This window comes from Streptomyces sp. PL-29 (genome assembly GCF_058344425.1).
The window spans coordinates 6,137,598-6,152,467 of the sequence record NZ_CP136996.1 but is presented as its reverse complement, the minus strand read 5'-3'; the positions used below and the strand labels follow the sequence as shown (position 1 = coordinate 6,152,467).

Here is a 14,870-nt window from a genome sequence, read left to right as displayed (position 1 = left end):
CGTGGATGGTGTGCGGGGTGTGCCTCAGGCGGGGACTGCGGTCGTCGGGCGCACCGTGGGCCGGCAGTCCAGGAGGTCCACGGGGCGGCCCATGGCGACGGCGATCTTCCGGTCGCCGCCGAAGGGGTCGCGGCCGTGTGCACAGAGCACGTTGTCGACCAGCATCACGTCGCCCACCTGCCACGTCTCTCGGACGGTGGCGGCGTCGTAGGCCGCGTTGAGGGCGTCCGCGTCCTCCCGGGAGAGGGGTTCGCCATCGCCGAAGCCGGTGTTGAAGGGCAGGCCTTCGGGTCCGAACTCCTCGACCATGGCCTCCCGGATGTCCGGGTCGAGGGACCACTCGTTCCAGAAGGCCAGGTGGTTGAACCAGACCTCCTCGCCGGTCCGCGGGTGGTGGATCGTGGCCGAACGCAGCTGGCTGGTGCGCAGGTTGCCGTCCGGCTGCCACTCCCAGGCAATGCCGTTGTCCCGGCAGTACCGCTCGACGTCGGCCCGGTCCTCGGTGCCGAAGGCGGTGCGCCAGCCGAGCGAAATGTAGTCCGAGAAGGTGCGGGTGAGCCTCCAGCCGGTGCTGCGGCCCCGTTCGACCAGGTGGTCGGGGAGCGCGGCGAGGACCTTGCGGACGTCGGCGGTCGGGGTGGCGCCGCCGGTCGCGGGGGCGGTCAGGCAGGCGAAGAGCAGCCGGCCGGGAAAGGTCAGCGTGTAGCTGTTCTCGTTGTGCATCCGGATGGAGTGGGCGGGCGGCAGGTCCGTGGAGGAGAAGACGCCGTCGCCGAAGTCGCTGCGCGGGGTGGCCTTCTCCCGGTACGGGGTGGGCTCGGGGATGAGCACGTCGCGTACGGCGGCGACGTCCGCGGCCTGCGCCACCGGCAGGCCGCGCAGGAAGATCGTGCCGTGCTCGTCGAGGGCGGCGGTCAGCGCGGCCTCGTTCTCGCGCAGCCACTCGCAGGCCTCGGCGAGCCCGGCGGTGGCGGGCACATGGGCGAGGGCGGGGCGGCCGGGGTTCAGTTCCCAGTTCGGCATGGCGGCGGTCACCGCTGGTCGATGGCGGCCAGCAGGCTCGCCGGGCGGATGTCGGTCCAGTGGGCCTCGATCCAGTCGAGGCACTCCTGGCGGGGGGCCTCGCCGTGGACGGTGGTCCAGCCGGCCGGCACGTCGATCCAGACCGGCCAGAGCGAGTGCTGGTTCTCGTCGTTGACCAGGACCAGGTAGCCGGAGTTGTCGTCCTCGAACGGGTTGCTCATGGTGGTCTCCGTAGAGTGAGAGGGTGCTCTGGGGTGCGATGTCGAAGGTAGGGGCGCCGCAGGCGCGGGAGCGGCACAAGCTCCGGCAGGTGAGCGGCAGTTGCGGCACTGCCGGACCCGTGCGGGGCGGGACTGCCCTCAGCGGGGGGTGAGGCGGACCGGGAAGTGATCCAGGCCGAAGTTGATGATCGAGCGGTTGTAGGTGACGGGCGCGGTCGGCTCGATGACGGCGGCCTTCTCCAGCGCGGCCGCGTAGAGGGCGCTCAGCTCGGCCTTGGCCAGCGGGGCGCCGATGCAGTAGTGGGCGCCCAGACCCAGCGCGAGGTGTTTGTTGGGCGAGCGGTCGAGCCGGATCTCCTCGGGGTGTTCGAAGGCTTCCGGGTCCCGGTCGGCGGACCACACCCAGACCGCGACCCGGTCGCCCCGGCGGATCTGCCGGCCACCCAGCTCGATGTCCCGGGTGGCGGTGCGCAGCGTGTGCAGCCCCACCGAGGTCCAGCGCAGGAGCTCGTCCACGGCGGAGTCCATGGACACCTCTCCCCGCTGCAGCGCGCGCCACAGGTCGGGGCGGTGGACGAGGGTGTGCAGGCCCATGGCGGCCGTGTGGCGGACGGTCTGGACGCCGCCGACCACGATGTTGTCCAGGTTGAGCACCACGTCCTCGATCGGCAGCAGCCGTCCGCCGACCTTGTACGTGGCCATCATGGAGATCAGGTCGTCGCGCGGGTCGGAGCGGCGCAGCATCACCTGGTGCATCAGGTAGGGGATGAGCTTCTGGTGACCGGCGCGCCGTTCCTCCGGTGTGCGGCCGAGGAAGGCCACGTCACACACCCGGACCACCATGTCGCGGTCCTTCTCGGGGACGTCCAGCAGGTCGCACATGACCGCGAGCGGGAGCGCGGAGACCACGTCGACGAGGTCCGCCTCGCCCTGCTCGACGGCCCGGTCGAAGAGTTCGGCGGCCCGTTCGGCGATCGAGCGGGCCGCGCCGCGCACGCCCCCCTTGGAGAAGAACGGGTTCGCGGGGGCGCGCAGTTCGCGGTGGCGGGGTGGATCGGTGAGGGCCATCATGCGGCCCGATCCGACCGGTACGTTGCCCTCTCCGGAGCCGAGCAACGAACCGGACTCCGAGCTGAACACGGCCGCGTTGCGCAGCACGTCCGCCGACTCCCGGTAGGTGAGCACCGACCAGACCGGGCCGTCGTCGACGGTCTCGGTGCGGTGGACGGGGGCTTCCCGGCGCAGCTCGGCGATCAGGGCCGGGGTGTCGGGGCGGGCCCACAGGTCGGGGTCGGTGAGGTCGACGGCACCACTGGTGGTGGCGGCGGCGGTGGCGGTGGGCGTCGGCATCACTGCTCCCTGGAGGCGTGGCGGGGCGCGGCGGGCACCTGGGGGTCCGCCGGGAGAGAGGTCAGGAGAGAGATCAGGAGGTCGGCCGGTCCGGGCCGGTCGACGGTGGCGAGCAGGTGCCCGCCGGGGACGACACGGTGGCTGAAGGCGCCTCGGGTGTGGGCCGCCCAGCCTGCGAGACCGGTGGTGGCGAGCATCGGGTCGTCGGCCCCGGCCAGCGCGTGGAGGGCGGAGCCGATCGGCGCGTGCGGCCGGTGGCGATAGGTGGCACTGACGGCGAGGTCGGCGCGGATGGCGCCGAGGGCGAGCTCGGCCAGGTCCGGATGGGCCCGGACGGACTCCTCCAGGCCGGTCAGCCGCAGGAGTTCGGACGCGTCCAGGTCCCTGGACGCCCGCCCGCTCCATTCGGCGGGGCTGGGCGCCCCCACGGCGACGACCAGTTCGGGCCGGCGGTCGGCGGGGAGCGCGCGGGCGACCTCGTAGGCGAGCAGCGCGCCGAAGCTCTGGCCGTAGAACGCGAACCGTCCGCCGTCTCCGCCCGTCAGGTGCGGGGTCAGCGCCTCGGTGACGGCGGCCACCAGGGCGTCGAAGTCGGCCGGCATCGGGTGGCGGCTGCGGCCGCCGCGGGCCGGCGGGCGCAGCGCCCAGACTTCGGCGGCGGGGGCCAGGGCGCGGGCGAGCGGAGTGTAGGCGGTGGCGTCGCCGCCGGCGTGCGGGAAGCAGAACAACCGGACGGGACAGTGGGGTTGGGGCACGGGGACGAAGAGCCAGTCGCCCTCGACCCGGGGGCGGGCGGTGCGCGCGGCGGGAAGGGCGGTGGTCATCGGACGGCCTCCCGACGGGCGGTGAGGGCGGGCCGGGCGGCGGCCGGGCCGGCCTCGGCTGCGCGCCGGACCGCGGCGGTGAATCCGGCCAGGTCGGCCGCGTCCAGCAGGTCGCGGAGCTGGAGCTCGACGTTGAGCTTGCGGCGCAGGAGGTGGACCACGCGCAGGGCTGCGAGCGAGTGGCCGCCGAGGGAGAGGAAGTCGTCGGTCTGCTCGACGTCGGGCACGCCGAGGACGGTGCGCCAGACCTCGGCGACCTGCTCGTCCACTCCGCCCCGCCCGGCCGGCTCGGCTGCGGGTGCCGCCGGGGCGGGCAGGGCGGCGTGGTCGACCTTGCCGTTGGGGGTGAGCGGCAGGGCGTCCAGGACGGTCACCGAGGAGGGCACCAGGTGCGCCGGCAGGGTGCGGCGCAGCGCGGTGAGCAGGTCCGCGGGGCGGAGGTCGGCACCGGTGACGAATCCGGCCAGCCGGTGGTCCCCGGGGGCGGGCTCGTGCAGGCAGGCGGCGGCAGCGGTGACTCCGTCGAGGGCGCCCAGTGCGTGCTCGACCTCGCCGAGTTCGACGCGGAAGCCGCGCAGCTTGACCTGGCGGTCCACCCGGCCGACGTACTCCAGCAGGCCGTCGGCGGAGCGGCGCGCCTGGTCTCCGGTGCGGTACATCCGGGCTCCGGGCTCGGTCGCGAACGGGTCGGCGGTGAACCGGCTCGCGGTCAGGCCCGGGTGGCCCGGGTAGCCGTGCGCGAGGCCGGGGCCGGTCAGGTACAGCTCGCCGACGGCGCCGGCGGCCGTCACCGGGGCGAGGCGACCGTCCAGCAGATAGGCGCGGACGCCCGGGAGCGGCTCGCCCAGGTGCGGGCCGGGGCCGGCGATCGGGGCGGTGATCGCGTCGACGGTGCACTCGGTGGGCCCGTACAGGTTGAGGGCGTCGGTGCGGGCGTCGGCCAGTTCGCGCCAGGTACGGGCGGGCACGGGCTCGCCGCCCATGAACAGGCGCGGGATGCGGGAGCCGGACAGCGGCTCGCGGAGCAGGTGCCAGTGCGAGGGGGTCAGGTCGAGGTCGGTGACGTCGTGCTCGGCGAGGAGCCGTGCGAGGCGGGCCGGTTCGGCCCGCTGCGTGTCGTCGATCACGACCAGGGTGTCGCCGCGGCAGATACGGACCCACTGCTGGACGGAGGCGTCGAAGGAGACGCTGGCGTTCCAGGCGACGACGCCGGGCTCAGGGCGGTAGGCGCCGCTGACCTCCAAGGCGGCGACGAGTCCCGCGACGGCGCCGTGCGGGACCTCGACGCCCTTGGGGCGGCCGGTGGAGCCGGAGGTGTAGATCACGTAGGCGGAGTCGAGCGGGTGCGGGGCGAACGGAACCTCGGAGCCCTCGGCGGCGTCGGCGTCCGGGCGGAGCACCGGGACGCCGGCCGGTACGGGAGGCCGGGCATCGGTGCTCACCACGGCGGCGAGGCGGGCGTCCGCGGCCATGAAGGCGATCCGCTCGGCCGGGTAGGCGGGGTCGAGCGGGACGTACGCCGCGCCGGCCCGCCAGACGGCGAGCAGCGCGACCGGCAGGTCGGCGGTACGGGCGAGGTGCACTCCGACCCGGTCGCCGCGCCGGACCCCGGCCGCCGCCAGGGCACGGGCCAGGCCTGCGGTACGGCGGTCCAGGCCGGCGAAGTCGAGAGTCCCGTCCACGGCGTGGACGGCGACCCGGCCGGGGTACGCGGCGACCACGGCGCGCAGCCGGGCCGACAGGTCGGCGGCTGCCGGGGTAGTGGCGGTGGCGGTGGACGGCTCGGCGAAGGTGGTCATGCGGAGCTCCTCTTTGATCGGTTGCTGCGAAAGGGATGGGGCGCGCTGTGGTGTCGCCCGTGCCCGCCGCGGGCGGGGACGGTCCGGCGGGGCGGAGCCGCCGGCGCCGGGGCGGTACCCGGCGGGAGCCGGACGTCCGGGTGCGCGGGCGGGAGGCCCTGGCGGGCACGGGGTCGGGCGGGCACGGGGTCGGGCGGGCACGGGGTCGGGCCGCAGGCCGGGAACCCCCGCCCGGCACGGGGCTCAGGCGGTAGCCGCCAGGCGGGCCAGGGCCTTGGTGTAGGCGTCGATGAAGCGGTTCGCGGTGGCGTCGTCCACCACCGCCCGCTGGTGGTCCACGGCGAGCAGTACACGCTGCGACACCGGGTCCTGGATCAGCGAAGCGCCGAAGGCGAAACTGTTGGGCTCGTGCCGCAGCGTCGGCTCGCAGCCGATCCGGCCGTCCTCGATACGGGCCGCGCTCAGCCGACCGAGCGCATGGAACCGCAGGTAGCCGAACTGGCTGTCGAGCGCGGTGTCGGCCATCATCCGGGCCAGCCGGGCGAACGGCACCCGGCGGTGCGGCATCATGTCCAGCTCTTCGCGGTGCACGTGCCGTACCAGCGCGGCCAGGTCCTCCCCGTCCGGCTCCGCGACGAGCGGGACGGTGTTGAGGAACAGCCCGTACACTTCGGTCCCGCCGAGCCGTTCCAGCCGGCCGTTCATCGCCAGTCCGGTGGTGACCCGCCGACGTCCCGTGATCTCGGCCAGCGCGTACAGGTGGGCGGCGAGCGCGACCGACTTGACCGGGACGGCCAGCGCGTCGGCGACCGTACGCAGCTGTCCGGGGGCGTCGGGCAGCACCCGCTCGACGGTGCGCGGCAGTTCGTGGACGTCCTCGCTGCCGGGCCACAGCTGGCCGGTGGCGCCGTCGAGCCGGCTCCGCCAGTACGCCAGGGAGCCCGGGTCGGCGGCGGCCTCGCGTTCCACGGCGACGAAGTCCCGGAAGGCGGTGCGCGGCGGCGGCGTCGGCGCGGAGGCCGGATCGGCGGCGAGTGCGGTGTGCCGTTCGAGGATCTCGGTGAGCAGCGAGGTGAAGCTCCAGCCGTCGAGGATGGCGTGGTGTTCGGAGATGGTGAGCTGGAAGGCGTCGTCGGCCAGGCGCTGCACGGTGACCCGGAAGAGCGGCGGTTCGGCCAGGTCGAAGGGCCGGTCCCGGTGGTGCTCGAAGACCGCCCGGACCTGTTCGTCCTGCTCGGCCGCGGCCGCTGCCCGCAGGTCCGCGAACTCGACGGGCACGGGCAGCGTGCCGTGCACCAGCTGGAGGGGTTCGCCGTAGCCGGAGAGGTCGAGGCCGGTGCGCAGGACCGCGTGCCGGGCCATGGCCTCCTCGACCGAGCGGCGCAGCGCGCCCTCGTCGAGGTCGCCGGCGATCCGGTAGGAGTTGACGTTGTGGTAGCTGTCGGTGCCGCCCGCGACCTCCATGTGGAAGACCATGGACAACTGCATCGAGACCATCGGATAGGCGTCGGCGATCCCGGGCGGCAGCAGGTCCCGGTCCTCCTCGGCGATGAGCGCGAACGGCCGGCCGGCAGCCGGATCGGCGGCCACCGGGCGGGCCAGCGGCAGCAGTCCGGCGACGGTGGGCGCGTTGAAGACGTCCCGCAGGGTGACCTGCCAGCCCCGGTCGTGCAGGGCGCCGGCGAGCTGGACGGCGCGGATGGAGTCTCCGCCGAGGTGGAAGAAGTCGTCGTGGACGCCGATCCCGCCGACGCCGAGGACCTCCGTCCAGACTCCGGCGAACAGCTCCTCCTCCGGCGTGCGCGGTTCGACGTGCCGGCCCGCCGCCGCGGGCACGGCCCGGTCGGGGTCGGGCAGCGCGGCCCGGTCGACCTTGCCGTTGACGGTGAGCGGCAGCCCCTCCAGGACGGTAAAGCTGGCCGGGATCATGTAGTCGGGCAGTGAGCGGCCCAGGAATTCCCGCAGGTCCGCGGGCTCGGTCGGGGGGCGCCCGGTGAGGTACGCGGCGAGCCGATCGTCGTGCACGGTGACGACGCAGGCGTCCACCCCGGGGTGCGCGCTGACGGCGTTCTCGATCTCGCCGAGCTCGATGCGGAATCCCCGCAGCTTCACCTGGAAGTCGGCCCTGCCGACGTACTCCAGCCCGCCGCCGGGCAGCCGCCTGGCGACGTCGCCCGTTCGGTAGAGGCGGGCGCCGGGCGGACCGTACGGGTCGGCGACGAAACGGCCGGCGGTGAGGCCGGGGCGCCCCCAGTAGCCGTGCGCGAGGCTGCCGCCGCCGATGTACAGCTCGCCGGGGACTCCGGGCGGGCTGGGGCGCAGCCAGTCGTCCAGGACGAGTGCGGTCAGGTGCGGCATCGGTTCGCCGACGAGGCTGCGCTCGAAGCCGGCGCCGCCCTCGGCGACGTCGTGGACGGTGACGTGGACGGTGGTCTCGGTGATGCCGTAGAGGTTGCAGAGGCGGGCGGGCGGCAGCGGGTCGAGGTCGTGCCAGCGCTGGACCACCCCGGGGTCGAGAGCCTCGCCACCGAGCATGATCCACCGCAGGGCGGGCAGGGCGCGGGGGCGGCGGCGCAGGGCCGGTTCGAGCTGGCGCAGCGCCGACGGGGTCAGGCACAGGTGCGTGACCCGTTCCTCGTCGAGCAGGCCGGCGAACTCCTCGGGCGAGCGGCTGGTGAGGTGGGGTACGACGACCAGGCGGGCGCCGTGCAGCAAGGCGCCCCACAGCTCCCAGACCGTCCAGTCGAAGGCGTAGCTGTGAAAGAGCGTCCAGACCGTGTCCGGGCCGAAGCCGAAGTGGTCGCGGCCGGAGTCGAGGAGCCGGCTGACGTGCTCGTGGGCGACGGCGACGCCCTTGGGGCGGCCGGTGGAGCCGGAGGTGAAGATGAGGTAGGCGAGGTCGCCGGGGCGGCCGGCCGCGGGAGGCCGGACGCTCGGGTGCCCGGCGATCTCCTCGGCGTCCGCGGCCAGGTCGAGGGTCTGCCAGGGGCCGTCCGGGGCCCGGTCGGGTCGGTCGGTGACGAGAAGGGTCACCGCGGTGTCGCCGAAGACCAGGGCCGCCCGGTCGGCCGGGGCGGCCAGGTCGACCGGTACGTAGGCTGCGCCGGTCTTGAGGACGGCCAGGATGGCGGCGGGTACGGCGGCGGTGCGCTCCAGCAGCAGGCCGACCCGGTCGCCGGGTCGGACGCCGCGGGCGAGCAGGGTGTGGGCCAGCCGGTTGGCACGGCGGTCGAGTTCGGCGTAGTCGACGGTACCGTGCGCGTCGGTCACGGCGGGCCGGTCACCGTGGACGTCGGCGGCACGCTCGAAGAGGTGGTGCAGGCAGTTGCCGGGGTCGAGCCGTGCGGGGCGGTGCGGCGGTGCGGCGGAGGTGAGCCGGCGCACGGTGGCGTCCGGGTCGGCGAGGGCGGTGTCCAGCAGGCCGGCGTAGTCGGCGGCGAGGCGGCGCACGGTACCGGCGTCGAACAGGTCGGTGCTGTACTCGGCTTCGCCGCGCAGGCCGCCGCCGCCGGTGTCCTCGAAGACGGACCAGGTGAGGTCGAATTTGCTGGTGCCGTTGGAGCGTACGGTTCGGCGGGCGGTGACGCCGGCGCCGAGGGAGAGGGGCGCGGGGTCCTCGCTGTGGGCGCCGAACACCACCTGGACCAGGGGCGGGTGCTGCGGCGTGCGCGGGGCACCGAGCAGGTCGACGAGCTGGTCGAAGGGGACGTCGAGATAGCCGAAGGCGTCGAAGGCGGTGTCCTGCAGGTCGGCGAGCAGGCCGCGGAAGGTCGCGTCGGGTGCGAGGCGCACGCGCAGCGGCAGCAGGTTGACGAAGTAGCCGAGCAGGTCAGCGAGTTCGGGACGGTTGCGGATGGTGACCGGGGTGCCGACGAGCAGGTCGTCCTGCCCGGTCCAGCGGCTCATCAGCAGTGCGAACGCCGCGAGTTGGACGGTGTACGGGGTGACGCCCTCCTGCTCGGCGAGCTCCCTGACCCGGGCGGCGGTGCCGTCGGCGAGGTCGAAGGGCTCGGTGGCGCCGCGCTGGCTGCGCTCGGCGGGCCTGGGCCGGTCGCCGGGCAGCTCCAGCAGGGTGGGGGCGCCGTCCAGGCTCCGCTTCCAGTGGGCGAGGTGCTCCTCGTAGGAGGTGTGCCGCTCCTCTTCGGCCCAGTCGGCGTACTGGGTGGTGAGCGCGGGCAGGACGGGGGCCCGGTGCTCGGCGGCCGCCCGGTACAGCTCGGCGAGTTCGTGGTCGAAGAGCTCGGCCGACCAGCCGTCCCAGATGATGTGGTGGACCACGAACAGGAGCGTGGTGCGGTCGTCGGCGAGCCGGAAGGCCTCGGCGCGCAGCAGTGGCCCGGCGGCCAGGTCGAACGGCTCGCCCGCCCGCTCGGCGATCAACTGCTTCGCCCGGTCCGCGCGTTGGTGTTCGGGCAGTCCGCGGAGGTCGGTGACGGCGAGGTGCACGGGAAGGGCGGGATGGACGTGCTGGCGCGGGCCGTCCGCGTGCAGGGCGAAGGCGGTGCGCAGCACCTCGTGTCGGGCGCTCACGGCGTCGAGGGCCCGCTGGAGCAGCACGAGGTCGAGCGGGCCGGTGACGTCGTAGGTCCAGGGGGTGGTGTAGGTGGCGGCCTGCGGATTCCAGCGGTCGAGGAACCACAGGCCGCGCTGGAGTCCGGTGACCGGGGCACTGCGGGGCGAACCGGCGGGGGTGGGGGCGGACGGCCCGTCCGGCGAGGGGGTCGGCGGCGCGGCGGGCAGGTCGGCGGACGGGCTCACGGCCTCGTTCCCTTCGGTCGGGCGGGTGGACGGGCGAACGGACGGGCGGGTGGACGGGCGTGGCTGCGGGCCGGGCGGCGCGTCATCGGGCGGCCAGCCGTTCGGCGATGGCGGCGACGGTGCGGCCCCGGAAGACCACCTGGGGCGGGACCCGGGTGCCGGTCTGCTGGGAGAGCCGCATGGCGACCCGCACGGCGGCCAGCGAGTTGCCGCCGATCCGGAAGAAGTCGGCGTCCGGGCCGAGGTCGTCGGCCAGCTTGAGGACGTCGCGGACGGCGTCGGCGACGAGCCGCTGGCCCGGGTCGAGTGGTTCGCCAGGGGCGTCGGTGCGGCGCTCGGCCGGGGCCGGCAGGGCGCGGCGGTCGACCTTGCCGTTCTGGTTGAGCGGCAGCGCGTCCAGGACGTCGAGGGTGGCCGGCACCATGTGCTCGGGCAGCATCCCCGCGAGGTGGTCCAGCAGGGCGCCCGGGTCGGGCGCATGCGCCGCGGCGGTGGCGGTGGCGGTGACGGTGACGTACGCGGCGAGCCGGCGGTCGCCGGGGGCGGGCTCGTGGACGGTGACGGCGGCCTCCGCCACGGCCGGATGGCGGGTGAGCGCGTCCTCGATCTCGCCGGGCTCGACGCGGAACCCGCGGATCTTCACCTGGTCGTCGATCCGACCGGTGATCTCCAGGACTCCTTCCGCGGTTCGGTGGCCCAGGTCGCCGGTGCGGTAGAGGCGTTCGCCGGGGGCGCCGAACGGGGAGGCGACGAACCGCTCGGCGGTCAGCCCGGGTCGGCCGACGTATCCGAGGGCGAGCCCGCCGCCGGCCGCGTACAGCTCGCCGGTGGTGCCGTCCTCGACGGGACGCAGCCGCCCGTCGAGGACGTGGACGACCTTGCCGTGCAGCGGGAGGCCGATCGGGATGGAGGCGCCCGCCGCGTCCTCGGGGGTGGCCCGGTGGCAGGTGGTGAGGCCCAGGCTCTCGACCGGGCCGTAGCCGTTGGCGACGACCAGGTCCGGGTACTGGTCGAGCGCCTTGCCGACGTGGGTCACCGAGGCCCGCTCACCGGCGGTGAAAGCCACCTTGAGGTCGTCGTAGGTCTCCGGGTACTCCTCCAGCAGGAAGTTGAACAGGCTGGCGGACAGCTGGAGCTGGGTGACGCCGTGGCGGCGGGTGAGCTCGGTGACGGCCTGCGGGTCGGGCCGCTGGCCGGGCTGGAGCACGCACACCCCGCCGAAGGCGAGCGCACCGTACAGCTCCAGGGCGAAGGCGTCCCAGGAGACCGGGGAGCACTGGAGCCAGACCTCGTCGGGTCCGAAGCGGGCGTAGTCCTGGCCGAGGTAGGTGGTGGTCAGGGCGCGGTGCGGGACGGCAACGCCCTTGGGCCGGCCGGTGGAGCCCGAGGTGAACATCACACATGCGAGGTCCGTGCCGGTGACCGTCGGGTCCGGGTCGTGGCCGGGACGGGCAGCGACGGCGGCGGCCTCGGTGTCCAGGTCGAGGTGGCGGGTGACGGGGAACGGCGGGCTCGCGGCGCGGTGGGTGACGAGCAGACCCGCAGCGCAGTCGGCGACCGCGCCGGCCAGCCGGTCCGCCGGGAAATCGGGGTCGAGCAGGGTGTAGGCGGCTCCGGCCTTCAGCGCGGCCAGCAGGGCGACCACCAGGTCCGGTCCGCGCTCGACGAGGACGGCGACCGTGTCGCCGCGGCCGATGCCCAGAGCGGTCAGGTGGTGGGCGAGGCGGTTGGCCCGTGTGTTGAGGCTGCCGTAGTCGAGGCGGTCCTCGCCGCAGACCAGCGCGAGGGCCTGCGGGTCGCGGGCGGCCCGGTCCTCGAAGAGCGCGTGTACCGGGACTTCGACGGCGGTGGCGAGGGTACCGAGCCAGGCCTCGCACAGGTCGGCCATCGTCGCGGGGTCGAACAGGTCGGAGTCGTACTCGAAACGGCCGGTGAAGTCGGTGCCCCGGTCGTCGACGGAGATCGACAGGTCGAAGCGGGAGACCGGGTTGGAGTGCAGCTCACGGGTGACGGGGATGCCGCCGACGGTGAGCGGACGGGCGTCCAGCGGGTGCAGCTCCAGCAGGACCTGGCAGAGCGGGTTGCGGTCCTCGGTCCGGTCATCGGGGCGCTCCTGCATGACGGCGCCGGCGATGGCGTCGAACGGCGCCTCCTGGTGGCGGTAGCCGTCGATCGCGACCTCTCGGACGTGCCGGACCAGGTCGCGGAAGTCCATCCCCTCGTCGACCCGCACGCGCAGCGGCAGTAGGTTGACGAAGTAGCCAATCAGCGCGTCGAGTTCGGCTCGTCCTCGGACGCTCACCGGGGAGCCGAGCACCAGGTCGCGCCGGCCGGTCCGCCGGTGCAGGGTGAGGGCAAGCCCGGCGAGCAGCACCATGAACGGTGTCGCGTCCTCGCTGCGGGCCAGGGCCCGCACGGACTCGGCGACCGGCCGGGGCATCGCGAAGCGGTGGAACGCGCCGCGGAACGACTGGAGTTCGGGACGCGGCCGGTCGGTGGAGAGGACGGGCTCGGTGGGCGCGCCGCGCAGGTGCTCGCGCCAGTGGCCGAGATGCCGTTCCCCGGTGCCGTCCCGGTGCTGCCAGGCGCTGTAGTCGGCGTACTGGACAGCGAGTTCGGGAAGGTCTGCGGGTCGGCCGGCGGCGAAGGCCTCGTAGAGTGCGGCCAGTTCGGCCTCCAGGACGGGCAGTGACCCCTCGTCCCAGACGATGTGGTGGCAGAGCAGCAGCAGGGTGGACGTGTCGCCCGCGCGGTACAGGTGTGCGCGGACCAGCGGGCCGACCTCCAGGTCGAAGGGCACCAGCGCGGCCTCGGACAGCAGGCCGTCCACGGCGTCGGGGCGGGTCTCCACGACGGTGAACGGCAGCTCCACGGAGGGGTGGACGATCTGCCGGGGGCCGTCCTCACCCAGCGCGAAGGTGGTGCGCAGCGCTTCGTGCCGATCGACCACGCCGGCCAGGGCGAGGCGAAGCAGTTCCGGGTCGACCGGCCCGGCGAAGCGGAACACCCAGGGCACGATGTAGGTGGGCGCACCCGGGTTCCACTGGTCCAGGAACCACAGCCCGCGCTGGAAGTCCGCGAGGGGCGCCTCGGTGACGCCGGTGCGCTCCAGGGCCGGGCGCTCGCCGTCGTCCGCGGCGGCGGTGACCGCGGCGGCGAACTCGGAGAGGGTCGGCGCGTCGAAGATGGTGTACGGGGAGATCATGCCGAAGACATCGAAGACGCGGCCGACCACGCGCACCGCTGTCAGGGAGTCCCCGCCCAGGTGGAAGAAGTTGTCGTCGGCGGCGACCTCGGGCACGCCGAGCACATCGGCCCAGACGGCCGCGATCAGCTGCTCGGCCTGGGTGCGGGGCGGGCGCCGGCCGGCGGCCGGGGCGGGCGGCTCGGCCTGTGGCTCGGGCAGCGCCGCCCGGTCCACCTTGCCCCCGGCGGTCAGCGGGAAGGCCTCCAGCGGCGTGACGGTCGCGGGGACCATGTGCTCGGGGAGCAGCTCGGCGAGGTGGGCGCGCAGCCCGGCCGGTTCGGGAGCGGTGGCGCCGGTTCCGGTCACGTAGGCGGCGAGTCGGCCCTGATGGGCCACGACGATCGCCGCGGCGACGGCGGGATGGCCGGCCAGCGCCCGTTCGACCTCCCCGGGCTCCACCCGGTAGCCGCGGACCTTCACCTGGTGGTCCGTGCGGCCGACGAACTCCAGCGGGGCATAGGTGCCGGACGCCCGGACCACGTCACCGGTGCGGTACATCCGGGCACCCGGCTCCGGCGCGAAGGGATCCGCGACGAAACGGCCCGCCGTCAGACCGGGGCGGCCGTGGTAGCCGGAGGCCAGCACCGGCCCGCCGAGGTACAGCTCACCGGAGGCGCCGGGCGCCACCGGCCGCAGCCGGTCGTCCAGGACGTACGCGCGGCGTCCGCCGAGCGGGCGACCGATCGGCACGGTGCCGGCCGGGCCGGCGGCCGGGCTGCCGGCCGGGCCGGACAGTTCGTGGACGGTGGCGGTGACGACGGTCTCGGTCGGGCCGTAGGCGTTGAGCAGGGGGACTGCGGTGGCCGTCCGCCAGCGCTCGGCGGCGGCCGGGTGGAGCCGGTCGCTGCCGGAGATCATCAGGCGGAGGCCGCGCGGCGGACGGACGCCCTCGCGCAGCGCGCCGACCACCTCCTGGAAGTATCCGGCCGCGACGTTGGCCACGGTGACCCCCTCGGTGTCCAGCAGCTCCAGCAGAGCGGCGGGGGCGAGGAGTTGCTCCTCCGGTACGACGAGGCAGGCGCCGGCCGAGAGAGTGGTGAGCACCTGTTCCACGGCGACGTCCACGGTGGGGCGGGCGAGGTGCAGCACCACGTCGTCCTCGGTGAGGCCGAAGCACTCGACGGCGGCGGCCAGGTGAGCGGTCAGCGCGACGAGGGGTACGTGCACGCCCTTGGGACGGCCGGTGGTGCCGGAGGTGTAGATGAGGTAACCCGCGGCGGAACGCAGGCCGCCCGTCCCCGGATCGGGGTCGACTGCGGCTGCGGCTGCGGCCGCGGCGACGGCGTCGGCCCCGCCCCGTTCACCGTCGACCCAGGCCAGTTCGCCGTCGGCCCAGGCGAGGGCGGCTCCCGCGTCCGTACGGATCCAGCGGTTGCGCTCCTCGGGCGCTTCCCGGTCCAGCGGCAGGTAGGTGGCGCCGGCCCGGAGCGCGGCGAGCAGGCCGACCACGTGGTCGAGCCGGTCCCGGCCGGTGACGGCCACCGTCGCGCCGGGCCCGGTCCGGGCAGCGATCCGGGCGGCGAGGGCGCCGCTCAGCTCGTCCAGCTCCCGGTAGGTGACGGTCCGGGCGCCGAGCCTCAGGGCCGGGCGGTCCGGGAACCGGCGTGCGACGGATATGAAGGGAAAACCGCGAGATTCCATCATCCAA

The 14,870-nt window shown here is 74.7% G+C and carries 7 protein-coding genes; all 7 read right to left on the bottom strand.

The window, feature by feature from the left end:
• Positions 1-24: 24 nt before the first annotated feature.
• The 7 genes from R4Z63_RS28090 to R4Z63_RS28060 all read right to left on the bottom strand — a co-directional run bounded on the left by R4Z63_RS28090 (position 25) and on the right by R4Z63_RS28060 (position 14,866).
• Positions 25-1,023 (bottom strand): TauD/TfdA family dioxygenase, encoded by a 999-nt coding sequence (locus R4Z63_RS28090; protein WP_491522640.1) that lies wholly within the window; start codon positions 1,021-1,023, stop codon positions 25-27.
• Positions 1,024-1,031: 8 nt separating this feature from the next.
• Positions 1,032-1,244, bottom strand: coding sequence for an MbtH family protein (locus R4Z63_RS28085; protein WP_037916267.1), 213 nt, complete (start codon positions 1,242-1,244; stop codon positions 1,032-1,034).
• 138 nt (positions 1,245-1,382) lie between these two features.
• Positions 1,383-2,594, bottom strand: coding sequence for a cytochrome P450 (locus R4Z63_RS28080; protein ID WP_384453731.1), 1,212 nt, complete (start codon positions 2,592-2,594; stop codon positions 1,383-1,385).
• Positions 2,594-3,418 carry a thioesterase II family protein gene (locus tag R4Z63_RS28075; RefSeq protein ID WP_384453728.1) on the bottom strand — a complete coding sequence of 275 codons (825 nt, stop codon included), beginning with the start codon at positions 3,416-3,418 and terminating at the stop codon, positions 2,594-2,596. Before R4Z63_RS28075 ends, R4Z63_RS28080 begins: the two co-directional genes overlap by 1 nt.
• A complete protein-coding gene (locus tag R4Z63_RS28070) occupies positions 3,415-5,217 on the bottom strand; it encodes a non-ribosomal peptide synthetase (RefSeq protein ID WP_384453725.1) in 1,803 nt (600 codons plus the stop codon). Before R4Z63_RS28070 ends, R4Z63_RS28075 begins: the two co-directional genes overlap by 4 nt.
• Before the next feature lie 243 nt (positions 5,218-5,460).
• Entirely contained in the window at positions 5,461-9,975 is a 4,515-nt protein-coding gene (locus tag R4Z63_RS28065; RefSeq protein WP_384453722.1) for an amino acid adenylation domain-containing protein, read from the bottom strand.
• Between the two features lie 82 nt (positions 9,976-10,057).
• Positions 10,058-14,866, bottom strand: a complete 4,809-nt coding sequence (locus R4Z63_RS28060) for an amino acid adenylation domain-containing protein (RefSeq protein ID WP_384453719.1) — start codon at positions 14,864-14,866, stop codon at positions 10,058-10,060.
• Between the last annotated feature and the right edge of the window lie 4 nt (positions 14,867-14,870).

Coding starts and splice junctions, on each gene's coding strand:
- R4Z63_RS28070 (WP_384453725.1), bottom strand. CDS start 5,217: ATGACCACCTTCGCCGAGCCGTCCACCGCCACCGCCACTACCCCGGCA.
- R4Z63_RS28090 (WP_491522640.1), bottom strand. CDS start 1,023: ATGCCGAACTGGGAACTGAACCCCGGCCGCCCCGCCCTCGCCCATGTG.
- R4Z63_RS28075 (WP_384453728.1), bottom strand. CDS start 3,418: ATGACCACCGCCCTTCCCGCCGCGCGCACCGCCCGCCCCCGGGTCGAG.
- R4Z63_RS28060 (WP_384453719.1), bottom strand. CDS start 14,866: ATGATGGAATCTCGCGGTTTTCCCTTCATATCCGTCGCACGCCGGTTC.
- R4Z63_RS28080 (WP_384453731.1), bottom strand. CDS start 2,594: ATGCCGACGCCCACCGCCACCGCCGCCGCCACCACCAGTGGTGCCGTC.
- R4Z63_RS28085 (WP_037916267.1), bottom strand. CDS start 1,244: ATGAGCAACCCGTTCGAGGACGACAACTCCGGCTACCTGGTCCTGGTC.